Here is a 23,178-nt window from a genome sequence, read left to right as displayed (position 1 = left end):
TTTATTCCGACCAGCCGGTATGTTACTGCCGTGGTGGATGGCCTGCAAGGGTCGCGCAGGTCAGGCCGCTGCGGTACGCGCACGGACGCGCAGCTCGCCGGTGCGCGCGCCGACCCGCAGCGCCGCGACCCGCAGCTCGCCGACGCGACGGCGGTGCCACGAGCCGCGCCCGAACCGGGCGTCGAGCACGAGCGCCCGACGCAGGAACAGGTGCGGGTCCGCCTCCATGGTGATGCCCATCCCGCCGTGGACCTGGATGCACCGCTCGGCCGCGAAGACCGCCGCGCGGCCGGCCGCGGCCTTCGCCGCGTGCACCTGGATCTCGGCGTCGGAACGGCCGGTGTCGACCGCCCACGCGGCGTAGAGCGTAAGGTCCCACGCGGCCTTGCGCGCCGTGGCGGCCTCGGCGAGCTGGAACGCGACCCCCTGGAACGAGCCGATCACCCGCCCGAACTGCCGGCGGGTACGGGCCTGCTCGGCGGCCAGGTCGATCGCCCCCTGCGCGACCCCGCACAGCTCGGCGGCGGCCACCAGCGTGGCGCGCCGGACGCCCGCACCAGCGGATGCCACGCGCCCGGGTGCGGCCAGGGTGACGTCCGACAGCGGCACCGACGCATCGGCCGACTCCCGCACGTCGACCCGGGCCGCCTCTGCGGTCCAGACCCCGCCGGGGCCCAGGACGGCTATGCCGTCCGCCTGCGCCGCGTACGGCACCAGGGTCCGCACCAGCGGATCGGGCGACACCCGGTCCGCCCAGCCGGCGGCGCCCGGCACGTCGACCGCGCAGGTGAGCACCCGGCCGCCCGCCAGCACCTCCTCGGGCAGCGGGTCGGACCCGTCGTCGCCGCAGAGCAGCTGGACCGCCGCCGCGTGCGCCGGGAACCGGCTCGGCACGAGCCGCTCGCCGAGCGCCTCGACGGCGACGAGCAGGTCGATCAGGCTCGACCCGACGCCGCCGGCCGCCTCGGGCACCCCGAGGAGGCCGAAGTCGCGCAGCAGCGGGCCGTCGCAGGCCGGGGCGAGCCACGGGCCCGACAGGGCGTCGCGCGCCCGGGCGCTCTCCCCCGCCGCGAGGGAGGCGACGGTCTCGCCGATCTCCCGCTGCTCGGGGGTGAAGGTTGCTCGCATGTGGCCACTCCACTCAGCGTGAGCGGGGCAGGTTCAGCACCCGCTCCGCGAGGATCGACTTCTGGACTTCCTCCGTGCCGCCCTCGATGGTGTGGGCGCGGGCACGCAGGTAGCGGCGCATCCGGGCGGCGGCCCCGTCGCCGTCGAGCAGCACGCCGCCGGCCTCGTCGAGCTGCACGGCGAGGCGGTTGGCGTTCTGCACCACCTGCGCCCACAGGCTCTTGAGCGCCGACGTCTCCGGGCCCGGCACGCCGCCGGCCCGGCTCTCGCCGAGCATGCGCATCGACCCGATCCGGACCGCCTCGGCGTCGCAGTGCAGCGCGCCCACCGTGTCGAGGAACGCGCCGTCGTCGGCCACGCCGCGCGCCACCGCGAGGTCGACGACCCGGTCCACCGCCTGGCGGGCCCACACCCACAGGTTCAGCGCCATGCTGCCGCGTTCGAACGCGAGCGTGGTGAGCGCGACGTTCCAGCCGTTGCCGACGCCGCCGAGCACATCGCAGTCGGGCACGAAGACGTCGTCGAGGAACATCTCGTTGAACTCGGTGTCCCCGTTGATCATCTCCAGTGACCGGACGGTGAACCCGTCCATCGGGGCGAGGAGATAGGTGATGCCGCGGTGCTTCGGCGCGTCGGGGTCGGTGCGCGCCAGCAGCAGGCACTTCGAGGCGTTGTGCGCGTTGGAGGTCCAGATCTTCGCGCCGTTGACGCGCCACCCGCCGTCGACCCGGGTCGCGGCCGTACGCAGGCTCGCCAGGTCGGAGCCGGAGCAGGGCTCGCTGAAGCCCTGGCACCAGTACGTCTCGCCGCGCAGGATCCCCGGCAGGTGCCGGGCCTGCTGCCCGTCGGTGCCGTGGGCGATGATCGTGGGCCCGGCCAGCATCATGCCGACCCCGTTGAGCGGGTACGGCGCGCCGCGCACGGCGGCCTCCTCGTTGAAGATGGCCTGCGCCAGCGAGTCCATGCCCCGGCCACCGTGCGCGGTCGGCCACGACAGGCCGGCCCAGCCGCCGGCGCACAGCCGGTCCTGCCACACCCGCGACCAGTGCTCGCGCTCGGCCTGCGACAGCTCCTCCTGGTCGGGCACGTCGGCCAGCGCCCCGTCGAGCCAGCCGCCGACCTCGCGCCGGAGCGCCAGGTCGGTGCCGCTGTCAGCGAAGTCCATGCCCACCTCCCACCGGGTCGTCGGTGCCCCTCACGCGGACAGCTCCGTGGAGCGCGTGAGCCGGGCCTTGTAGAGCTTGCCGTTCGGGTCGCGCGGCAGCGCGTCGCGCACGACGTACGACACCGGGCGCTTCGGCTTCGCCAGCCGCTGCGCGAGGTGCCGGCGCAGCTGCGCCACGGCCGCGTCGGCGTCGGGCGCGGCGTCGGCCAGGACGACGTGCGCCTGGGGCACCTCGCCGAACTCCTCGTCGGGCACGCCGACGACGCCGGCGTCGACGACCCAGTCGTGTTCCAGCAGCGCCGCCTCGATTTCGGCCGGGTAGACGTTGACCCCGCCGACGAGGATCAGCTCGGCCGCACGGCCGGTGATGTAGAGGAAGCCGTCGGCGTCGACGTGGCCGACGTCCCAGACGGTCATCAGGCCGTCGCGGCGCGCGCCGTCGGTCTTGCCCGGGTCGTTGTGGTATTCGACCCGGTCGTCGCCCTGACGCATGTAGACGATGCCGGTCTGCCCGACGGGCACCTCGTTGCCCAGCTCGTCGAGGATCCGCAGGGTGGAGATCGAGGCCGGGCGGCCGACGGTGCCCGGGTGGGCGAGCCACTCGTGCGGACGCGCGATGGTCGTGCCGACCTCGGTCGAGCCGTAGTACTCGTAGACGACGGGGCCGAACCAGTCGAGGATCCGCTGCTTGACCTCGCGGGGGCAGGGCGCCGCGCCGTGCAGCACGTAGTGCAGCGAGGAGACGTCGTAGGCGTCCCGCACGTCGGGGGGCAGTTGCAGCAGCCGGTAGAAGTGCGTCGGCACCATGCTGGTCCCGGTGACGCGACGGTCCTGGACCCGCCGCAGGAAGCCCTCCGGCGTCCAGCCGTCCATCAGGACCAGGGTGCCGCCGGCGTGCAGCGCGCCCATGGCCGGGGTGATGTTGGCCGAGTGGTACATCGGCGCGGAGACCAGCCAGGACGCGAACGCGGGGCGTTCCATCCCGAACTCCTTGAACAGCCAGACGTACGTCAGCGCCCCGGTGTCGGCGTCGACGCCGCTGAGCGGCCGCTTGACGCCCTTCGGACGGCCGGTGGTGCCCGAGGTGTACATCATCAGCGACCCGGCCGGCGTGTCCTGCGGGCTCGTGTCGGCCATGCCCTCGGTGAGCGCCGACAGCGGCCGGGCCCGGCCCGTGGTGGGCGTGCCGTCGACGAAGACCTCGATGCCGGGCGCGGCCTCGGCGGCGGCGACCACGACGTCCTCGACGCGGGTGGAGCCGACGACCACCCTCGCGCCGCTGTCGGCGAGGATGTAGCCGACCTCGGGCGCGGTGAGGTGGTAGTTGAGCGTCACGAGGTAGAGCCCCGACTGCATCGCCGCGAGATAGAGCGCGACCATGCCGGCGCTGTTCGTCATGACCGCCGCGACCGTGTCGCCGGCCTGGAGGCCCGCGCGGGCGCGCAGGCCGTGCGAGATCCGGTTCACCTCGGAGAACAGGTCGCCGTAGGAGATCCGCCGATCGTCGGCGGTCACGATCGCGCACAGGTCCGGTTCGGCGGCTGCCCACCGCCGGAACCCCGTCCGCTCCTCGCTCATCGGACTCCTTGAATTAAATTCCGACCATCCGGTATGTTGTTGTCACACAGTAAGGGAGCCGCCCGACGATGTCCATACCCGTGAGCGACGCACACGCCGCCAGCTACCGCGCCCGCCAGGTGCCGGCCCCCACCCAGGTCGTCGACGGCGTCTGGGGCATCCCGATCCCCCTGCACGGCAGCGCCCTGCGCTACGTCACCGTCTACCTGGTCGACACCGCCGACGGCCCGATCCTCGTCGACGCCGGCTACGATCACCCGAGCTGCTGGACGTCGTTCCAGCGGTCGGTCGAGTCCGTCGGCCACCGCATCGATGCCATCTCGACAGTGTTCCTCACCCACAACCACCCCGACCACATCGGCTTCGCCGCCCGCCTGCGGGAGGCCTCCGGGGCGCGGGTCGTCATGGGACGCGCCGACGACTTCGCCACCGCGCACCGCACGCGCGGTACCTTCCTCGCCCAGCTGCGCGCCGCCCTCGACCTGACCGGCGCACCGCCCGACGTCGCCGACGGCATGTACGCCGACGCCGTCGCGGTCGCCGAGCACCACGAGACGCTGCGGCTCGACGTCGCCCTGGACGGGGACACCGAGTTCCGCCTCGGCGACGTGACCATCCACGCCGTGCCCGCCCCCGGGCACACCTACGGGCACACGGTCTACCTCGACACCCGTGGCCTGCTCTTCACCGGCGACACGATGATGGCGGAGGGGCCGACCCAGCTCGCGATCGTGAGCCGGCCCGACGACGACCCGGCCGGCGACCTGTTCCGCTCCCTCGGACGCATCCGCGACCTCGGCGCCACCATCGCCTGCCCCGCCCACCAGTTCCCCTACCGGGACGTGGCGCAACGCGCCGACGAGCTGACGGCCTTCCATCGGGGCGAGGTCGACCTCGCCCGGGAGCTGGCGCGCGACGGCGCCGACACGTGGACCCTGGCACGGCGGATGCCGTGGAAGAAGCCGTGGGACGCCCTCGGCCGGGGCACCCGGCGCTTCTCCCTGATGCACACCCTCGCCCTGCTGCGCCACGCGACCGATCCCGCCCGATAGGACGTCAGTCGCGCCCCGGCTCGGCGTACGTCCAGTCCGGCCGCAGCCCGGATCGCAGCTCCCGCAGGGTCCGTTTGAGGACCTTCCCCGACGGGTTCGTCGGGAGCTCCGCCACCAGGTAGACCTCCTTCGGCACCTTGAACCGGCCGAGCCGCTGCCGGGCGTACCCGATCAGCGCCTCGGCCGCCAGTCCCGGCCGGCCGACGACGAACGCCACCGGCACCTCCACCCACACCGGGTGCGGGGCCCCCACCACCGACGCGGCCAGCACGAGCGGGTGACCGGCGAGCACGTTCTCGATCTCGGCGCTGGCGATGTTCTCCCCGCCGCTACGGATCATGTCCTTGAGCCGGTCCCGGATGTAGAGGTAGCCGTCGGCGTCGAGGCAGCCGACGTCGCCGGTGTGGAACCAGCCGTCGCGGAACGCGGCCCGCGTCGCCGACGGGTCGTCGAGGTAGCCCGGGCTCACCTTCGGCCCCCGCGCGACGACCTCGCCGTTCTCGCCGGCCGGCACGTCGCGGCCGTCCGGGGCGACCACCCGGACCTGGACCCACGGCACCGGCAGGCCCACCGAGCCCTGCTTGGCCTCCTGGTGCGCGGCGTCGAGGTAGGTCAGCCCGCTGCACGTCTCGGTGAGGCCGTAGCCCTCGATCAGGCGCGCGTTCGGCAACAGTTCCCGCGCCACGGCGAACAACGCCGACGTCACCTGCGAGTAGATGACCCACCGCACCGACGACAGGTCGGCCTCGACGCCCGTGGAGCGGCGGAGCATGTCGAGCATCGTCGCCGCCATCACCATGCCGGTGATCCGCTCCGCCTCGATCGCCCGCAGCACGGCCGCCGGCTCGAACCGCCGCAGCAGCACCATCGAGCCGCCGACGTGCCAGATGCCGTAGCCGGGCAGGTCGGTGCCGCCCACGTGGTAGAGCGGGGCGAAGTTGAGGATCCGGTCGCCCGGGCGCAGCCCCAGCTCCACGATCTGGGCGTGCATGTTCATGTTCACGTTGCCGTGGGTGAGCAGCACGCCCTTGGGCAGGCTGGTCGTGCCGGAGGTGTAGACGATCCGTTGCAGCGCCGCGTCGTCCAGCTCGGCGTCGGCGACCCGGGCCCCCCGGTGGGAGTCGATCAGCGCCCGCAGGTCGAGCCAGCCGTCGCCGATCGGTTCGAGGGCCAACCGGCGTACGCCCGCCAGGCCGGCAACCCCGGCGTCGGCCGGCTCGGCGTCGGCGAGCGCGGCCTCCGTCAGCGCGGCGAACTCCGGGACGGTCGCGACCGCCTGGACCCGCGCGTGCCTCAGCAGTCGCGCCAGCTCCCCCGGCGTGAGCCGGTAGTTCAGCGGCACGAAGACCGCGCCGAGCTTCGCCAGCGCCAGGGACAGGATGAGGAACTCCGGCACGTTGTTCGCCACGATCGCCACCCGGCTGTCCCGGCGTACCCCCTCGGCCGCCAGGCCGGCGGCCAGGGCGTTGACGTCGACGTCGAGCTGCCGGTGGGTCCACCGGCGGCCCTCGAAGACCAGCGCGTCGGCGTCGCCGAAGCGCAGGGCGTTGCCGGCCAGCATCGCGGCGATGTTCGCGGTGCTCACCCGGCCACCGTCGGGCTCTCGCGCAACAGCTTCTTCAGCACCTTGCCGGAGTCGTTGCGCGGCAGGGCGCCCACGATCTCGACGTACTTCGGGACCTTGAACCGGGCGAGTTCGGCCCGGCAGTGCTCGCGCAGGTCCCCGGCGATGGTGGCCGCGCCGTCGCGCAGGACGACGAACGCCTTCGGCACCTCGTCCCACGTCGGGTCCGGGACGCCGACGACCGCGACCTCGGCGACGTCGGGGTGCCGGGCGAGGACCCGTTCGATCTCGGCGCTGGCGATGTTCTCCCCGCCGGACTTGATCAGGTCGGTGCGGCGGTCCACGAACCACAGGTAGCCGTCGGCGTCGATCCGCCCGACGTCGCCGGTGCGGAACCAGCCGTCGCGGCGGGTACGCCGGTTGGCCTCGTCGTCGTTCCAGTAGCCGGGGGACACCTTCTCGCCGCGCACGACGATCTCCCCCGCCACGCCGGGGGCGACCGGCCGGAAGTGGTCGTCGACGATCCGGATCTGCACGCCGGGGAACGGCGCGCCGAGGGCGCCCAGCTTCGACTCCTCGTGGGCGGCGTCCATATAGCAGACGCCGTTGCACAGCTCGGTCATGCCGAACGTGTCGACGAGGCGCACGTGCGGCAGGCGGCGCTTCACCTCCCGCCGCACGCTCGGCGCGACCCCGGCGAAGAGCAGGTAGCGCAGCGCGTGCAGGTCCGGCGGGTCGGGCAGGTCGAGCACGCCGAAGAGGATCTGCGCGGCGAGCACCATGCCGGTGACGCGTTCGGCGGCGGCGATCCGGGCGACGTCCGCCGCCTTGAACGTCGGCGTGAGCACCATCGTCGCGCCCGCCACGAACGTCGCCAGGCCCGGCGCCTCCAGCCCGCTGACGTGGAACAGCGGCGCGGAGACGAGGATCCGGTCGGCGCTGGTCAGGTCCAGTTCGAGGACCTGCGCGAGGTGGTTCGCGGTGAGGTTGCCGTAGGTGTGCACGACCCCCTTGGGCCGCGCGGTGGTGCCCGAGGTGTAGAGCAGCCGGTGCACGTCGGCGGGCCCCTTTTCGGCGTCGGCGACCCGGACGCCGGCCGGCTGCCCGGCGAGCAGGTCGGCCAGCCGCCGCGCGCCACCGACGGCCCGTTCGCCGTTGGCGACGAGGGTCCGTAGCCCGGTCGCGGTCACCAGCCGGGCGGCGGCGTCGGCGAAGTCGTCGTCGTAGAGCAGGCCGGTGACGCCGGCCTGGTCCAGGACGTACGCCTGCTCGGTGGCGTGCAGCCGCCAGTTCAGCGGCACCGAGATCGCGCCGATCCGGCTCAGCGCGAGCAGCTCGATCACGTACGTGCCGGTGTTGCGCCCCAGCACGCCGACCAGGTCGTCGGCGGTGATGCCGGCGGCCAGCAGCGCCGCCGCGTGCCGGTCGACGTCGGCGTCGAGTTCGGCGTACGTCCAGCGGGCCGACCCGTCGACGAGGGCCTCCCGGTCGGCGCGGCGCAGCGCCTGCCGGCGCAGGTGCTCGGTGACGTTGCTGCCGGCCATCAGTGACCGCCGTCCCGCCGCCGCGCCAGGATCTCCTCCCGGGACGGCAACGACACGAACTCCAGCAGGTTGCCGTCGAGGTCGCGGGCCGCGAACGCGGTGATGTGGCCGTAGTTCTCCAGCAGCACCCGGTCCGGGGCGGTCAGGCACTCCGCGCCCAGCTCGGTCAGCCGCCGGTGCAGCTCGTCCATCTCGTCGAGCGGCACCTCGAAGCTGAGCAGGAAGGGTCCCAGCTCCAGATGGCCGCCGGTCGCCGTCCGGGTGGGGGCGCCGTTCCACTCGATGAGTTCGAGCTGGCCGATCCGGCTGGGCCCCTGGAGATACTGGACCTTCCCGGTGGTGCCGGTGGGCAGGCCCAGCGACACCTCGATCCCGGGCCCGCCGACGTCGGTGCGCAGCGTCCGGCGGTAGCCGAGGGCCCGCTCGTAGAAGTCCGCGGCCCGGTCGACGTCGGAGACGGTCATGGCCACGTGGTGCACTTCGCTGACCGGCATGGTGCCTCGCTTTCTGGGTTGTCCGCGCCGGCTCAGGCGGCCGGTCCGGTCGGCCCGCCCAGGACCCGCTGGATCAGCGTGACCTCGTCGGCGCCGCTGTCGGGCACGACGAAGTCGTCGAGCCGGCAGATGTCGTCGATGGACCCGTCGATGTCGTCGGGGGTGGCCGGCTCCGGCCCGCCGTACCAGCCGGGGGTGACGCCGAGGAAGATCCGGCCGACCCGGCCGCCGCCGACGGTGAGGATGTGCCGGTTGATCCGGCACCGCTCGGACGCGAGGTAGGTCGCCACCGCCGCGACGTGCCGCGGGTCGAACCGGTCGGTCAGGTCGCCGAGCAGGTTCTCGGTCATCCGGGTCGCCGCGGTGGGCGCGATCGCGTTGACCAGGATGCCGTGCCGGGCGCCCTCCAGCGCGAGGACGTTCATCAGGCCGATCAGGCCGGTCTTCGCCGCGCCGTAGTTGGCCTGGCCGAAGTTGCCGAACAGCCCGGACGACGAGCTGGTCAGCACGATCCGGCCGTAGCCGCGCTCGACCAGGTGCGGCCAGGCGGGCCGCAGCACGTGGAACGCGCCGGCGAGGTGCACGTCGAGCACGGCGGTGACGTCCTCGTCGCCCATCTTGGCCAGCGTCCGGTCCCGCAGGATGCCGGCGTTGTGGATGACGGCGTCGAGGTGGCCGTAGGCGTCGACGGCGCACCGCACGAGGCGCGCGCCGCCCTCGGCGGTCGCCACGGAGTCGGTCGACGCGACGGCGGCGCCGCCGGCCGCGCGGATCTCGGCGACGACCCGCTCGGCCGCGCCCGAGGCGCCCGAGCCGTCGACGGCGCCGCCGAGGTCGTTGACGACCACCGCCGCGCCCCGCTCGGCGAGGGAAAGTGCGTGGGCCCGGCCGATGCCGTTGCCGGCCCCGGTGACGACGACGACCCGGCCGTCGAGGGTGACCCGGGGGCTCATCGCTCGTTCCCGAGGACCGCCACGAACGCGACGCAGGAGCCCGGCTGCCCGCCGAGGTTCTGCGCGAGCGCCAGCCGGGCGTCGGGCACCTGCCGGCTGCCGGCCTCGCCGCGCAGCTGCGTGAAGCACTCGAACATCATCCGCAGCCCGGTCGCGCCGATCGGGTGGCCGAACGACTTGAGGCCGCCGTCGGTGTTGACCGGCAGCGCCCCGTCGAGGTCGTAGCGGCCGTCGAGGATGTCGCGCCAGGCCCTGCCCCGTGCCGAGAACCCGAGGTCCTCCATGAGCACCACCTCCGTCGGTGTGAAGCAGTCGTGCACCTCGGCCAGGGATATCTGCGTCGCCGGGTCCGTGACGCCGGCCTGCTCGTAGGCCTGCCCCGCCGCCGCGACCACCTCCGGAAACGTGGTGAAGTCGTAGCCGTCGGTGGCCAGCCCGGCCCCCGACCCGGCGACGAAACCCATCCCCCGCAGGTAGACCGGCCGGTCGGTGTACCGGTGGGCGTCCTCGGCGCGCACGAGGATCGCGGCGGCGGCCCCGTCGGAGACGCCCGAGCAGTCCAGGACGCCCAGCGGCCCGGCCACGCGCGGGGAGTTCTCCACCGTCTCGGCGGTCACCGCCTTGCGGAACTGGGCGCGTTCGTTGCGCGCGCCGTTGGCGTGGTTCTTCACGGCGACCCTGGTCAGCGCGTCGCGCATGCCGCGCGCGTCCACCCCGTACGCCCGCTGGTAGGCGGGCACGAGCAGGGAGAACCCGGCCGGGGCGGTCCAATCGACGTCGGTGCCGTCGGCGGGCGGGTAGACGGCGGACAGCCCCGAGTGGGAGGAGTCCTTCAGCTTCTCCACCCCGGTCGCCATGACCATGTCGTACGCGCCGGACGCGACGGCGTACGCCGCGTTGCGGAACGCCTCGGAGCCGGTGGCGCAGTAGTTCTCGACGCGGGTGACGGGCTTGCCGGTCAGCCGCAGCGGCCGGGCGAGGGTCTGCCCGGACAGGCCCGAGCCCTGCGTGCCGACCCAGAACGCGTCGACGTCGTCGAGGGTGACGGCTGGCAGCGACCCGACGCACTCCCGTACGGCGTCGACGAGCAGGTCGTCGGCCGAGGACTGCCAGTGGTCCCGGAACGGGGTGCAGCCCATCGCGACGATCGCGACGTCGTTGACCGTGCGCCTACTGGCCATCGGTGGTGTCCTTTCCGGGCGGGGCGTCCCGAGGTGCCGGGCGGAGCTTCCAGAAGTAGTTGTGGATCGCGTCGGTGGTCCACAGCCGCCGGAAGGTCGGCGTCATCGCCATCCCCACCGTCACGTCGGCGGGCGCGACGTCGGTCGCGTACGCGCTGAGCCGGCCGCCGCCGTCGACGTCGGCGACGACGACCGCGACCTCCGGCTCCGGCATGGTCGTCAGGTGGTCCCGGGTCACCGACACGACCCGGGCGGTGCGGTCGCGCAGCGAGACCTTCCCGGTCGCGTCGGGCGCACCGGCGATGCCGCAGGCGGCGCAGACCCGGCCGGGTGGCGTGGTGACCGCGCCGCAGGCGCCGCAGCGGCTGCCCTCCAGCCGGTACTTCCAGCCGGCGCGGCGGCGCATCGGCGGGGCCGCGGGGGCGGGGGCGGCCGGGCGGGCGGGGCCCTGCACGTCCAGCAGCCCGCGCCAGCGCAGGTACCGGCCGTAGCCGACGGGCTGCCGCGCGGCGAGCTGCGCGCGCACGGACGGCCCGCCGCACGCCGCCCGCACCCCGTCGCCGGCGGCGAAGACGAACGCGTCGGCGCCCTCGGTGGCCGACAGCAGCAGGATCGTGTGGCCGGGCCGCGCCTCGTCGAGCGCGGCGGCGAGCAGCAGTCCCGGGTGGGCGGCACCGGTGAAGCCGGTGGCCCGTTCGATCGTCGCGTCCCGCCCGTCACCGCCCAGCGCCCGGCGCAGCGCCGCCGCCGCGCGCGGATTCGACGACGACACGACGACCTGGTCGACGGCGTCGAGGGACGACTCGGCCAGGGCGTGGCGGGCCGCGTCGAGGCCGGCCGCGACGAGGATCTCGGCGGTGAACCGCTCGTCCCAGACCCGGTCGTGCCGCTCCCCGGGCAGCCGCCAGCGCTCCAGGACCTCGGCGGTGCGGCCGGCGCGGGCCAGGAGCACGGCGGCGGCGTGGCCGCCGCCGACGAACCCGACGGCGGCGTCGCCCTGGGCCAGCTCGTCGGGCGCACCGGGGCGGGTGGTGCGCAGGTCGGCGAGGGCGGCGGTGGCGCCGGCCCGGACGACGAGGTCGAGGGCGGTGGCGCCGCTGCGGTGTCCGCGCAGGTCGACCGCGGCGACCGCCGAGTCGAGCCCGAGGGCCTCGTGCACCACCCCGGCGGAGGTCTTCGCGTCGTACGGGGCGTTGGTGGTGGCGAACAGCAGCTGCCGGCCGGCGGGGGTGGCGGCGGCGACGTGCCGCAACGCCTCGACGGCCATCGTGACGGTGTCCTCGTCGAACGCGGCGACGCTGCGGACCGGGCCGCCGGGGCGGGGCGGCCCGGTGGCGTCGAGTCGGTTGTCGTCGAGCGCGTACGCCGGGAGGTGGGCCGCGTAGGCGTCGATGCCGGGCTGCTCGGGCATGGGTGGCGGGTTCTCCTTCGGCTCCACGCGGTTCTCCTTCAGCTCCATGAGGGGAGGGCGGCGAGGAGCCGCTGCGTGTACTCCTGTTGCGGCCGGTCCAGCACGCGCGTGGTCTCCCCCTCCTCGACGACCCGCCCGCCGCTCATCACCGCGACCCGGTCGCAGAGGTCGCTGGCCAGCATCAGGTCGTGGGTGACGAACAGCAGGCCGATGCCGAGCTCGTCGACCAGGGTGCGGAACAGGGCGACGACCTTGGTCTGCGTCGTGACGTCCAGGGCGGTGGTGCACTCGTCGGCGATCACCAGGGCGGGGCGGGTGACGACGGCAAGGGCGATGGCGACCCGCTGGCGCAGCCCGCCGGAGAGCTGGTGGGGGTAGCTGTCGAGCACGCGGGCCGGGTCGGCGATGCGCATCTGCTCCAGCACCTCCACCGAGCGCCGCCGCACCTCGTCCCGGGTGATGGCGCGGACGTGCCGGCGCAGCACCTCGGCGAGCTGGGTGCGTACCCGCATCAGCGGGTTCAGCGACCGCGACGTGTCCTGGAAGACCATGCCGACGGCGCTGCCGCGCACCCGGTCGGTGCGGTCGACGCCGGGTGCCACCACCACGTCGCCGGCCAGCGCGACGGAGCCGCGCTCGACGCGGACGTTGCGGTCGAGCAGCCCGACGACGCAGCGGGCGAGGGTGGTCTTGCCGCTGCCGGACTCCCCGACGACGCCGACGATCTGGCCACGGCGGATCTCCAGGTCGACGTCGTCGAGCAGGCGCAGGTCGCCGGCCGCGAGCCGGGCGGTGACGGCGAGGCCGTCGGCCTTCAGCAGTGCGCTCATCGGCGCGCCTTCCGGGGGTCGTGGTGGGTGAGCAGCGCGTCGCCGAGCAGGTTCACCAGCAGCACCAGCAGCGTGATGGCGAGCCCGGGGAAGAAGGCGATCCACCAGGCCTGGCTCAGCTCGTCCTGGCCGGACGCCAGCATCGAGCCCCAGCTGTTCATCGGCGGCACCACGCCCAGGCCGAGGAAGCTCAGCGCGCTCTCGACCAGGATCGCCGTGCCGACCTGGAGGGTGCCGAGCGCGACGGTCGTGCCGGCGAGGTTGGGCAGGATGTGCCGCAGGACGATCCGGGGTTCCGACGCGCCGGCCGCGCGCAGGCCGAACACGAACTGGCGTTCCCGGATCGCCATGGTCGCCGAGCGGGTGACGCGGGCGCACACGGCCCAGCCGGTGAACGCCAGCACCAGGAACAGCACCGGCAGCGAGCTGCCCCGGTTCGCGATGATCGCGAGGGCGACCAGGATGAACGGCAGGGCCAGCTGGGCGTCGACGAGGACCGAGACGACCCGGTCGACCCAGCCCCGGAAGTATCCGGCGAGCACGCCGAGCAGCGTGCCGGGGCCGATGGCGACGAGCGCGCCGACCAGACCGATGACGATCGTCAGGCGGCCGGCCGTGACGAACTGGGTGAGCACGTCCTGGCCGAGCTTGTCGGTGCCGAGGGGATGGGCCCAGGTGCCGCCGGGCAGGAATCCCGGCGGCTGCCGGGTCGCGGCCAGGTCCTGGCCGGCCGCCGGGAGCAGCCCGGTCAGTGGCAGCACGAACACCGCGACGGAGACGACGGCCAGCGGCAGGGACAGCCAGAACACGGAGGTACGCGCGCGCCGGCCGGGCCGCCTGGGCGGTGTCCCCGCGGCGGTCGGGTCGAGTTCGAGTTGGCTCACGACGTTCACCTCACCCTCGGGTCGACGATCGAGTGCAGGACGTCGACGACCAGGTTGAGCAGGACGAAGACCAGCGCACCGAAGACGACGATCGCCTGCACGAGCGGGAAGTCGCGGAACTGGATGGCCTGGAGCGCGAGCTGCCCGAGGCCCGGCCAGGAATAGACGTACTCGACGGCGACCGCGCCCGAGAGCAGGATGCCGGTCTGGAGCACGACGATCGTCAGGATCGGCATCATCGCGTTGGTGAACGCGTGCCGCCACACGACCCGCCGGTTGCCGAGCCCTCGGGCGCGGGCCGAGTCGACGTAGGGCTCGGCGAGGGCCTCGCTCATCGAGGCGCGGGTGAGCCGGGCGATGTGCGCCATCGGGTAGACCGACATGGTGAGGGCGGGCAGGATCAGGTGCTTCGGGGTGCCTGACTGTCCGGCGGGCAGCCAGCCGAGCTGCACGGCGAACAGCACCACGAGCATCATGCCGAACCAGAAGACAGGCACGGACTGCCCGAGCAGGGCGAGGGTGGAGGCGGCCCGGTCCCACCAGGTGCCCTCCCGGGTCGCCGCGAGCACGCCGAGGGGGACACCGACGCCGACGGCGAGGGCCATGCCGGCGGCGACCAGTTGCAGCGTGTACGGCAGCCGGTCGGCGATCATCGACGTGTTCGACTGGTAGAACTGCAGCGACTGGCCGAGGTCGCCGGTGAGGACGCCCCGCAGGTAGTCGAGGTACTGCACGACCAGGGGCAGGTCGAGTCCCAGCTCGTGGCGCAGCGCCTCGCGCTGCTCCGGTGGTGCCATCGGCCCGAGAATGGTGGCGGTGGGGTCGCCGGAGAGGCGGCCCAGCAGGAACGCGAGGCTGAGGGCGATCAGCAGCGACGCGAACAGTGACGCGAGCCGGCTGCCGACCCGGCGGACGGTGCTGGCCTTCATCGGCGGGACCTCCAGCGCGCTCCGGGCATGGCGGCGAGCAGCTCGCGGGTGTAGTCGTTCTCGGGGGTGACGAAGACCGTCTCGCAGGGCCCCGACTCGACGACCCGGCCGCGGTACATCACGTGCACGACGTCACAGAGCGAGCGGACGACGGCGAGATCGTGGCTGATCATCAGCAGCGCCGCGCCGGTGCTGGCGCGGATCTGCCGGAGCAGGGCCAGCACGTCGGCCTGGACGGAGACGTCGAGGCCGGAGGTCGGCTCGTCGGCGACGATGAGGCGCGGGCGCATGAGCAGCGCGCGGGCGATGCAGACCCGCTGGGCCTGGCCGCCGGAGAGCTGGTGCGGGTAGCGGTCGAGCAGCTCGGGGGCGAGCCGGACGCTGCCGAGCAGGTCGGCGTCGCCGATCCAGGAGGTGCGCTCGGGTTGCAGGGTGCGCAGCTCCCGCAGCCCGGACCGCACGGACTGCCGGGGGTCGAGGGAGCCGTGCGGGTCCTGGAGGACGACCTGCACCTCGGGCCGCAGCCGGCGCAGCCGCGTACGGCCGATCTCCGACAGGGAGTGGCCGAGCAGCCGGATGTCGCCCTCGCCGCGCGGTCCCAGCGCGGTCGCGGCCATCGCGAGCGTCGTCTTGCCGGAGCCGGACTCGCCGACGACGGCGACGCTCTCGCCGGCGCCGATGCGCAGCGACACGTGGTCGACGGCGCGGAAGACCTGGCCGGTGCTCCGGTCGCGGTGCTCGACGACGAGGTCGTCGACCACCAGCACGGGGGTGTCCGTCTCCGGGGTGCGGGGGTGCCGGGCGACCTCGCCCGACACCCCCCTGCGCACTGCCTCGGTCATCGTCAGCGGGTCGTCTTCGTGAAGTCCACGGTGTTCAGGGGGCCGAACACCACGCCGGAGACGCCGGGGCCGGTCGCGTAGTTGAACACCTGCCGGTACAGCGGCACGTAGCAGTGCCTGTCCACCACGCCGATCGTGTTGAGCTGGTCGTAGATCGGGGCGGCCTGCTCGGCGCCGTCCTGCTCCAGTGCCTGCTGGGCGAGCTCGTCGATCTTCGGGTCGGGGCAGTTGCCGGTGATCGACTTGGTCTTCATGAAGCCGCTGACGAAGTAGTCCGGCACCGCGACGTTCGGCACCCCGGCGAAGATCGAGATGCCGGGCACCTGGCGGCCGATGATCCGCTTGACGAGGGTGCCGTAGTCGAGCGGGACGTAGGTCACCTTGAAGCCGGCCTGTTCGAGGCTGCCGCCGACGGCCTGGGCGACCTCCTCGATGTTGGTGTACTGGGCCGCCGGGTAGCTGATCTGCACGGCCGGGGCGGCGGAGCCGACGAGTTCCTTGGCCCGGGCGGCGTCGGCGGTCACGCTCTGCGCCGGCTGCTGCCCCGGCCTGACGTTGAGCAGGCCGGCGTCGGCGACGGCCTGGCCGTCGAAGATGCCCTTGACGATCGCGTCGCGGTCGATGGCCAGGGCGGCGGCCTCGCGCAGCTTCGGGTCGTCGAAGGGGGCCTTCGTCGAGTCGAGGAACGCGATGATCTTCATGGCGGTCTCGGTGCTCACCACGGTGACGCCGGCGCTCTTGGCCGCGCTCGCCTGCGCGGGCGGCAGGTCGAAGGAGATGTCGACGCTCTTGCTCTGGATCAGCGCGAGGCGCTGCGCGGCCTCGTTGGCCCAGGTGAAGGTGATGCCGTCGTTGGTGGCCTTCGTGCCCCAGTAGGCGGGGTTCTTCTTGACCGAGATGTCGCGGCCGGCGTTCGCGCCCGACCACACGTACGGGCCGGTGCCGACGGGGGCGGCGGCGAAGCCCTCCGAGCCCTTCTCCTGGTAGTACTTCGGCGGCACCAGGTAGACCGTGGTGAGCAGGTCGGGGACGTTGTACTGCGGGGTCTTCGTCTTCACCACGACGGTGGTGGCGTCGGGCGCCTCGATCGCGGTGACGTTGGTGAAGTAGGACTTCAGCTGGGACGCGGCGGCGTCGCGGGTGAGCGTGATGGTGTTCGCCACGGCCGCCGCGTCCGCCTTCTCGCCGTTGCTGAAGGCGATGTCGGGCCGGACCTTGAAGGTCCAGGTCGTCGCGTCGGTGCGCGTCCAGGCCGTGACCAGGCCCGTGTCGGTCGGGGCGAGGCTGTCGTCGGTGTCGATCAGGGGCTCGAGCATCGTCGCCCAGACGATCTGGGCGGAGCGCGCGCCGACGATCGGGTCGAGGGTCGCCGGCTGGGCGGCGAGCAGCGCCCGGATGGTCGCCGCGCCGGCCGGCCCGGCGTCCTCGGAGTCGGACCCGCCGCACGCGGTGAGGCTGGCGCTCGCGACGGCAAGGGCGGCGGCCAGCGCGAGGGGCCGCCGGGAGCGCAGGGATTTCGTGATCATCATGGGCGTCCTTCAGAGGCGATGGACCCGTCGTGTCTCGGCCTGGGCCGGCGGTGACGTTCGCCACAAAGTACCGACCAGCCGGTATCAAGTCAACGGGTCGAGCGGGTATCTCGTCCGTGACGTTCGTGTGTCAAACCCCCGCCCAACAGCAGCGTTGTGTTCATACCGACCGGTATGTATGATGCGGCGGTGACCATCACCCTCGCCCATGGGCACGACGGCCGCGTGGCGCACGTCCGCTACGACAACGCCGCGCGCGGCAACTGCGTCGACGACGCCGCGCTGCGGGAACTCGTCGACACCCTGGAGGCCGCCGCCTCCGACGAGACCTGCGTGGTGATCCGCCTCGACATGGCCGGCCGGCACTTCTGCGGCGGCTGGGACACCTCGTCCTTCGCCGGGCTGGCCGGCGCGACCCGCGAGGCGGTCGCCGCCCGCCTGCGCGGCAGCGACGCGGCCCTGGAGCGGATCCGGCGGCTCCCCGTGCCCGTCGTCGCCGCCGTCCGGGGCCAGGTCGTCGGGTTCGGCGCGGGTCTGCTCGACGCCGTGCACCTGCCGGTCGCCGCCGCCGACGCCCGGCTGTCGCTGCCGGAGGCCCGCTACGGCTTCGCCCCCGCCGGTGTCGGCCACACGATCGCCCGGGCCCTGCCCCGGCCGCACGCCTACCACCTGCTGACCGGCGCGGCGACGGCCACGGCCGCCCAGCTGCTCGCCTGGGGCCTGGTCGCCCGCGTCGTCCCCGACGCCCACCTCGACCGCGAGGTCGACGACCTCGTCGACTCGCTGCTCGCCCTGCCCGAGGGCACCCTGCGGGCGGTGGTCGAGGTCGTCGAGTCGAGCCTGGCCACCGGGGCGCCCGACCACGCGTACGACGTCTCGGCGCGCACGATCGTCGCCGCCCTCACCGCACGGGCGGTGTCCGGGTGAGCCGGCCGTTCCGGCCCGGCGAGGCCGTCTGGGTGGAGCTGTGCACCCCGGACCCCGGGCGGGCCGAGGCCTTCTACGGCTCGCTGCTCGGCTGGACGGTCCGCGCGGAGCAGCTGGGCGCCACCACCTACCGGATGTGCGGCGTCGACGGGCGCGACGTCGCCGGCATCTCCGACGCCGCCGCCCTGCACGGAGGCCGCCCCCGGGGCTGGCTCACCTATTTCGCGGTCGACGACGTCGCGCGGTCGGCGCGGCAGGCCGTCGCGCTCGGCGGGGAACTGGTCACGCCCCCGCGCTACCTGCCCGCGGCCGGCACCGGCGCGGCGGTCGTCGACCCCTTCGGCGCCGCCTTCGGCCTCTACCAGGGCGAGTCGCGCGCCGGCGTCCAGGCCCTCAACTCGGTCGGCGCGCTGTGCTGGAACGAGCTGGACACCGGCGAGCCCGCCCGGTCGGTGGCCTACTACCGGGCCATGTTCGGCTACACCGCCCGGCAGCGCGGCGACGCGCCGACGGCCCGGCCCTACACGCTGCTGATGCTCGGCGACGTCCCGGTCGCCGGCGTCCTCGAACTGGACAACGAGTGGCCCAACCTCATCCCGTCGAAGTGGATCACCTACTTCGCCGTCGCCGACCTCGACGACGCGCTCGACCGGGTACGCGCCCTGGGCGGCACGCCGACCGTCGGGCCGGTCGACAGCCCGCACGGACGCCTGCACCTGATCAAGGACCCCGGCGGGCACACGCTGTGCCTCATCCAGCTCGAAGGCGGACTCCGCCCCGCACCCGACTCCTGCGACCCGGCGGTGAACCGATGATGGCCGAGCCCCTGTTCGACTCCGCCGAGTTCCGCCAGGTGTGCGGGCACTTCCCCACCGGCGTGACCGCCGTGACCGCCGTGACCGGCACCGGCGAGGTCGCCGCGCTGACGGTGAACTCGTTCACCTCGGTCTCGCTGCGCCCGCCGAAGGTGCTGTTCTGCGTCACCAGCCACTCGTCGAGCTTCCCGGTGCTGATGGCGGCCGACCGCATCGCGGTCCACATCCTCAGCCAGAACCAGGAGGACGTGGCCCGGCGGTTCGCCACCTCCGGCCTGTCCGGTGCGCAGCGGCTCGACGGCGTGTCCTGGGTGCCCGGCCCCGACGCCGTCCCGTTGCTGCCCGGCACGCCGGCGATCCTCGCCGGCCGCCGCGACGAGGTGATCACCAGCGGCGACCACGTGATCATCCTGCTGGACGTCGACCACGTGCTCCTGAAGCCGACGGGCGTGCCGGCGCTGTCGTTCTACCGGGGCCGGTTCGTCGCGCCGGCGGACGCGCCGGCCGAGTGAGCGCGCCGTCGCGGCCCAACCGGGTGCCTCAGCCGTGGTAGCGGAACAGGATCTCCGCCACGCAGCAGGGCTGCGAGTCCCGCGCGAACTCCACCACCACCGACGCCTTGGCCTGCACGCCGCCGGGCAAACCCTCCACCGCCGCCGGGATCCGCCGGGCCGACACGAGCGTCGCCGTGCCCTGGATCTCGACGCCCGGCGGCAACGGTCGGATGAAGCGGACCCGGTCCAGGCCGTAGTTGACCCCCATCGAGTGCTCCCGCACCTCCAGGATGTCCGCGAGCAGGAGCGGGACGAGCGCCAGGGTCAGGAACCCGTGCACGACCGTCGTGCCGAACGGCCCGGAGCGCGCCCGCTCGACGTCGACGTGGATCCACTGGTGGTCGCCGGTGACGTCGGCGAACCGGTCGATCTGCTCCTGCGTCACCACCCGGGGCTCGCAGGCGCCCAACTCCTGGCCGACGAGGTCGAGCAGGTCGCTCGGGGTACGCACGATCGTCTTCTTCGCGGTTCGCATGGTCGCGGTTCGCTCCGTTCGGCTCGTCGGTCGAGGGGCTCCGGGGACGCTCGCCCCGGTCCGCACCCCCTGCATTCCGACTGGATGGTATGTCATGCCGACAGGGCGGCGACAACCAGGTGCACCGCACGTCATGGCCCGCCAGCTTCTCGGCGGCTGGCCGAACCGGCCCGCAGGTCAGGCGGACAGGCCCTCCAGCACCATCGCGCTGAACTGGCGCGCCACCTCGTCGACGCTGAGCGGGCCGCCGACGTTGAGCCACTGGTACGCCCAGGCGCACATCCCGACCAGGCCGAACGTGGCGATGCGCGGGTCGACGTCGGAGCGGAACACCCCCCGGGCGATGCCATCGGCGATCATCCCGGCGAAGGCAGACTCCACCAGGCCACGCTTGCGGGTCACCTCGGCAAACAGGTCGGCGGTGAGGTTGCGCCGCTCCTGGTAGAAGATCGTCACATGTGCCCGGTATTCGGCCACACTGGTGAGGCTGAACCGGATCAGCTCGGCCACCCGCACCTTCGGGTCGTCGCTGCCGGCCTCGATCTTTCCGATCGCGGCGAGCTGCGCCTCCAGGTACTCCTCCTGGATGTGACGCAGCAGGTCGTCCTTGCTCTCGAAGTGGTGGTAGAAGGCGCCCTTGGTGAGCGTGGCCCGGTCGGCGATCTCCTGCACCGACGTGCGGTCGAAGCCGCGCTTCTCGAACAGCTCCAGCGCGCTGGAGATCAACGACTTGCGGGTGTTCTCCGGGTCGTAGCCGTCGGGCCACCGCTGCCGGCGACGGGTCGACTCCGGCCGGTTGGACGTGGCACGTGCCATTGGTGGCCTCCTATCCCCTGCGCAGCCCCACAATGCTACCGTCCGGTCGGAAGGAATGGGTGGCCGGCCCGCCGGCAGGGAATGGGTGGCCGGCCCGCCGGCGGCGAGGTTCAGGCGGCGCCCCCGTTGACGTACACCACCTGACCATTGATCCACCGGGCCGGGCCGGCCAGGAACGCCACCACCTCGGCGGTGTCTCCCGGGTCACCGAGCCGGTCCATCGGCGACATGGCCGCCATCGCGGCGATCGTCTGCTCGTCCTTGCCCGCGAGGAACAGCGCGGTGGCGGTAGCGCCGGGCGCGACCGCGTTCACGGTGACGTCGCGTCCGCGAAGCTCCCGGGCCAGGATCAACGTGATCGCGTCCACCGCCGCCTTGCTGGCCGCGTACGCAGCGTAGCCGGGCAGGGACAACCGGGTTGTCGTGCTCGAGATGTTGACGAGCGCGCCGCCGGGACGGATCCGGCGGGCCGCCTGCTGATCCACCACGAAGGTGCCGCGCACGTTGATGCGGTGCACCCGGTCCAGCTCCGCGAGGTCCAGCTCGGTCACCGGCGCGTGGGACGCCACCCCGGCCGAGTGCACGACGACGTCGATCCCGCCGTACGTCCGCTCGGCGACGTCGAACAGTTCCGCCACCGCCAACTCGTCGGCGACATCGGCCGGAACCGCGACGGCGTTACCGCCGGCAGCGAGGATCTCCGCCACGACCTGCTCCGCCTCGATCTTGCCGGTGGCGAAGTTGACCACCACCGCGAAGCCGTCCGCCGCCAGGCGTTGCGCGATCCGCCGGCCGATGCCCTGGGAACCGCCGGTCACGATCGCGACGCGCTGCGGAACGGTCATGACGATTCTCCTGGTCCTCGCGGGGCAGGGACGGCGTCGCCGCCCCAGAGATCGAATTAGATCAAACGAAGAATGCGCCCCGCACCGCCCCCACGGGTGCCCCCGCACCGGGCACCCGTGGGGGCGGCATCCAGGCCGGACCCGCAAGCGTGGATCAGCCGACCGCAGGCTCCACCCAGGAGGACCGGATCAGCTCCCGCTCGGTGGCGGCGAGGTGGGCGGTCGCGATGAGCCAGGCCCAGGCGTACCGGTCCGGGTCGGGATCGGTGAGCCGGCCGAACGCGTCCCGGCCACGCCGGTCCGACTCCGCCACCAGCGCCGACGCCAGCGCGGCGGCGGTGGTGAAGCCGGCCCGGCGCAGCGGCCCCGCCAGCGAGGCGGCCTCGTCGCGGGCCGCCTCGGCCACCGCCCGACGGCCACCGGAGACGGCCAGTTCCACCAGCCGGCGGACCCGCCACAGCGGGGACTCCGCGACCTCGTCGACGGCCGGCACCGGTTGCGCCGTACCGGCTGGCGAGCGGGGCGGCAGGTGACCGCCCTGGATCTGGTCGTAGCCCAGGTCCGCCCGGCCGTGCCACTGCGCCGGCAGCCACAGGGTCTCGGTGGCACCGGGCACCGCGCCGACCGCGAGCGGGCGCAGCGTGCCGGCCCGGTCGGGGTCCAGGCGGCCGACCACCCGGATCCGCAGGCCCGGCCGGGAGGCCAGCCGCCGCAGGTTGGCCACGTGCGCCAGCGCGGGGTGCGGGTCGGCCGGCACCAACCGGATCACCGGCCCGTCCGGCACCGGTGCCCGGTCCGCCCCCGCACCGGGGGCCAGCTCGCGGGCCAGCACCTGGTCGCCGACCGCGCCGACCACCACCAGGTCGGCACCGAGCAGCGCCGTGCCGGCCCGACCCGGGTCGGCCGGGTCGTCGGTGGCGAGCTGCCCGGCCACCACCTCCGCGAGCGGACGGGCGAACAGCTCGCCCAGCACGCCGGTGGACCAGTCGGTCCCGGTGAGCGGGGTGGCCCGGACCCCCGCGCCGGCACCGAGCCGGCCCTCCGGGGAGACCGTGGTGCCGCTGATCCGCAGGCCGCCCCGGGCCAGCGCCGCGTGATCCACCGCGACCGCGCCCATCTGGGTGACCGCGTGGGCGCAGTCGTGGGCGCGGTGCGGGCCGCCCGGCAACACGTCGGCGAACGAGAGCCGGCGACCGTCGGCGGCGACCAGGTGGGTGACCACCCCGGCGTACCCGGTCGCGCTGATCACCGGCTCCCGGCAGATGCCGTGCACCTCCAACGTGCCGTCCGGCTGGTAGGCCCGCCGGAGCACGCCGACCAGCGCCGGGTCGGGATCGCCGGCGACCAGCCGACCGGCCACGTACAGCAGGTCGTGCAGCACCTCGACCAGGTCGGCGAGCCGGTGGCCGGTCTGCCGGGACCGGTGCGCGCGCAGGCCGCGCACCAGGCGCAGCGCGGCGGCTTCGGCGCGCGGCAGGCCGGCCAGCCGGGCGCCGTGCGCGGCCCGCAGCAGGTCGGCCTGACCGACCGCGCCGGCGGCCGGGACTCCGGAGGCGAGCACCGCGGCGGCGGCCCGCCACAGCGCCCCGGCGGCGGCCCGCTGCGCCTTCGCCGGGCCGCTGCCGGCGGCGGCCGGGCCGGTCGCGCCGGCCCGTCCGGCCC

Annotated in this window: 22 protein-coding genes; 4 read left to right on the top strand and 18 right to left on the bottom strand. The window is 73.9% G+C overall.

Annotated features, from left to right (window positions below; genetic code table 11):
- Positions 1 to 60: 60 nt before the first annotated feature.
- From ACFT41_RS18835 to ACFT41_RS18825, 3 genes are read right to left on the bottom strand one after another with little or no spacing between them, the layout of a single operon-like run.
- Positions 61 to 1,128, bottom strand: a complete 1,068-nt coding sequence (locus ACFT41_RS18835) for an acyl-CoA dehydrogenase family protein (RefSeq protein ID WP_377587121.1) — start codon at positions 1,126 to 1,128, stop codon at positions 61 to 63.
- 13 nt (positions 1,129 to 1,141) lie between these two features.
- Positions 1,142 to 2,293: an acyl-CoA dehydrogenase family protein gene (locus tag ACFT41_RS18830; RefSeq protein ID WP_377587123.1), complete on the bottom strand. Its 1,152-nt coding sequence runs from the start codon at positions 2,291 to 2,293 to the stop codon at positions 1,142 to 1,144.
- Between the two features lie 30 nt (positions 2,294 to 2,323).
- Complete coding sequence (locus ACFT41_RS18825) at positions 2,324 to 3,871, bottom strand: AMP-binding protein (RefSeq protein ID WP_377587124.1); 1,548 nt, start codon at positions 3,869 to 3,871, stop codon at positions 2,324 to 2,326.
- Between the two features lie 68 nt (positions 3,872 to 3,939).
- On the opposite strand from ACFT41_RS18825, the gene ACFT41_RS18820 reads away from it, so the two are divergent.
- Entirely contained in the window at positions 3,940 to 4,923 is a 984-nt protein-coding gene (locus ACFT41_RS18820) for an MBL fold metallo-hydrolase (protein WP_377587125.1), read from the top strand.
- A gap of 4 nt (positions 4,924 to 4,927) precedes the next feature.
- On the opposite strand, the gene ACFT41_RS18815 is transcribed toward ACFT41_RS18820, so the two are convergent.
- Genes ACFT41_RS18815 through ACFT41_RS18765 form a run of 11 tightly spaced genes read right to left on the bottom strand, consistent with a single transcriptional unit; the run spans position 4,928 to position 17,081 of the window.
- Positions 4,928 to 6,508, bottom strand: a complete 1,581-nt coding sequence (locus ACFT41_RS18815; RefSeq protein ID WP_377587126.1) for a class I adenylate-forming enzyme family protein — start codon at positions 6,506 to 6,508, stop codon at positions 4,928 to 4,930.
- Positions 6,505 to 8,031 (bottom strand): class I adenylate-forming enzyme family protein, encoded by a 1,527-nt coding sequence (locus ACFT41_RS18810; protein ID WP_377587127.1) that lies wholly within the window; start codon positions 8,029 to 8,031, stop codon positions 6,505 to 6,507. The genes ACFT41_RS18815 and ACFT41_RS18810 overlap by 4 nt, the downstream gene beginning before the upstream one ends.
- Entirely contained in the window at positions 8,031 to 8,525 is a 495-nt protein-coding gene (locus ACFT41_RS18805) for a VOC family protein (RefSeq protein WP_377587128.1), read from the bottom strand. The genes ACFT41_RS18810 and ACFT41_RS18805 overlap by 1 nt, the downstream gene beginning before the upstream one ends.
- Before the next feature lie 32 nt (positions 8,526 to 8,557).
- Positions 8,558 to 9,478, bottom strand: coding sequence for an SDR family NAD(P)-dependent oxidoreductase (locus tag ACFT41_RS18800; protein WP_377587129.1), 921 nt, complete (start codon positions 9,476 to 9,478; stop codon positions 8,558 to 8,560).
- Complete coding sequence (locus tag ACFT41_RS18795) at positions 9,475 to 10,659, bottom strand: acetyl-CoA acetyltransferase (protein ID WP_377587130.1); 1,185 nt, start codon at positions 10,657 to 10,659, stop codon at positions 9,475 to 9,477. Before ACFT41_RS18795 ends, ACFT41_RS18800 begins: the two co-directional genes overlap by 4 nt.
- Positions 10,649 to 12,097, bottom strand: a complete 1,449-nt coding sequence (locus ACFT41_RS18790; RefSeq protein WP_377587131.1) for a zinc ribbon domain-containing protein — start codon at positions 12,095 to 12,097, stop codon at positions 10,649 to 10,651. The genes ACFT41_RS18795 and ACFT41_RS18790 overlap by 11 nt, the downstream gene beginning before the upstream one ends.
- Positions 12,098 to 12,108: 11 nt before the next feature.
- Entirely contained in the window at positions 12,109 to 12,900 is a 792-nt protein-coding gene (locus ACFT41_RS18785) for an ABC transporter ATP-binding protein (protein ID WP_377587132.1), read from the bottom strand.
- Positions 12,897 to 13,784, bottom strand: a complete 888-nt coding sequence (locus ACFT41_RS18780) for an ABC transporter permease (protein ID WP_377587133.1) — start codon at positions 13,782 to 13,784, stop codon at positions 12,897 to 12,899. Before ACFT41_RS18780 ends, ACFT41_RS18785 begins: the two co-directional genes overlap by 4 nt.
- Positions 13,785 to 13,789: 5 nt before the next feature.
- Complete coding sequence (locus tag ACFT41_RS18775; protein ID WP_377587134.1) at positions 13,790 to 14,713, bottom strand: ABC transporter permease; 924 nt, start codon at positions 14,711 to 14,713, stop codon at positions 13,790 to 13,792.
- Positions 14,710 to 15,555, bottom strand: a complete 846-nt coding sequence (locus tag ACFT41_RS18770) for an ABC transporter ATP-binding protein (protein ID WP_377587135.1) — start codon at positions 15,553 to 15,555, stop codon at positions 14,710 to 14,712. Before ACFT41_RS18770 ends, ACFT41_RS18775 begins: the two co-directional genes overlap by 4 nt.
- A gap of 2 nt (positions 15,556 to 15,557) precedes the next feature.
- On the bottom strand, positions 15,558 to 17,081 hold the full coding sequence (locus ACFT41_RS18765; RefSeq protein ID WP_377587137.1) for an ABC transporter substrate-binding protein: 1,524 nt from the start codon (positions 17,079 to 17,081) through the stop codon (positions 15,558 to 15,560).
- 192 nt (positions 17,082 to 17,273) lie between these two features.
- Here ACFT41_RS18765 and ACFT41_RS18760 point away from each other — a divergent pair, with 192 nt between their 5' ends.
- From ACFT41_RS18760 to ACFT41_RS18750, 3 genes are read left to right on the top strand one after another with little or no spacing between them, the layout of a single operon-like run.
- On the top strand, positions 17,274 to 18,011 hold the full coding sequence (locus tag ACFT41_RS18760; protein WP_377587138.1) for an enoyl-CoA hydratase/isomerase family protein: 738 nt from the start codon (positions 17,274 to 17,276) through the stop codon (positions 18,009 to 18,011).
- Positions 18,008 to 18,826 (top strand): VOC family protein, encoded by an 819-nt coding sequence (locus ACFT41_RS18755; protein WP_377587139.1) that lies wholly within the window; start codon positions 18,008 to 18,010, stop codon positions 18,824 to 18,826. Before ACFT41_RS18760 ends, ACFT41_RS18755 begins: the two co-directional genes overlap by 4 nt.
- Positions 18,823 to 19,338 carry a flavin reductase family protein gene (locus ACFT41_RS18750; RefSeq protein ID WP_377587140.1) on the top strand — a complete coding sequence of 172 codons (516 nt, stop codon included), beginning with the start codon at positions 18,823 to 18,825 and terminating at the stop codon, positions 19,336 to 19,338. Before ACFT41_RS18755 ends, ACFT41_RS18750 begins: the two co-directional genes overlap by 4 nt.
- A gap of 28 nt (positions 19,339 to 19,366) precedes the next feature.
- Here ACFT41_RS18750 and ACFT41_RS18745 read toward each other — a convergent pair whose 3' ends face one another.
- The 4 genes from ACFT41_RS18745 to ACFT41_RS18730 all read right to left on the bottom strand — a co-directional run.
- The gene (locus ACFT41_RS18745; protein ID WP_377587141.1) at positions 19,367 to 19,855 is read right to left on the bottom strand and encodes a MaoC family dehydratase; all 489 of its coding nucleotides are present in this window, start codon (positions 19,853 to 19,855) and stop codon (positions 19,367 to 19,369) included.
- A 177-nt stretch (positions 19,856 to 20,032) separates the two neighbouring features.
- The gene (locus ACFT41_RS18740; RefSeq protein WP_377587143.1) at positions 20,033 to 20,671 is read right to left on the bottom strand and encodes a TetR/AcrR family transcriptional regulator; all 639 of its coding nucleotides are present in this window, start codon (positions 20,669 to 20,671) and stop codon (positions 20,033 to 20,035) included.
- A gap of 110 nt (positions 20,672 to 20,781) precedes the next feature.
- The gene (locus tag ACFT41_RS18735; RefSeq protein WP_377587144.1) at positions 20,782 to 21,516 is read right to left on the bottom strand and encodes an SDR family oxidoreductase; all 735 of its coding nucleotides are present in this window, start codon (positions 21,514 to 21,516) and stop codon (positions 20,782 to 20,784) included.
- A 154-nt stretch (positions 21,517 to 21,670) separates the two neighbouring features.
- The coding region (locus ACFT41_RS18730; protein WP_377613933.1) for a hypothetical protein at positions 21,671 to 23,178 on the bottom strand (1,508 nt) is incomplete at its 5' end.

The organism is Micromonospora sp. NPDC057141 (assembly GCF_042670805.1).
Classification (GTDB): Bacteria; Actinomycetota; Actinomycetes; order Mycobacteriales; family Micromonosporaceae; genus Micromonospora.
This window is presented reverse-complemented; position numbering and strand designations above follow the sequence as displayed.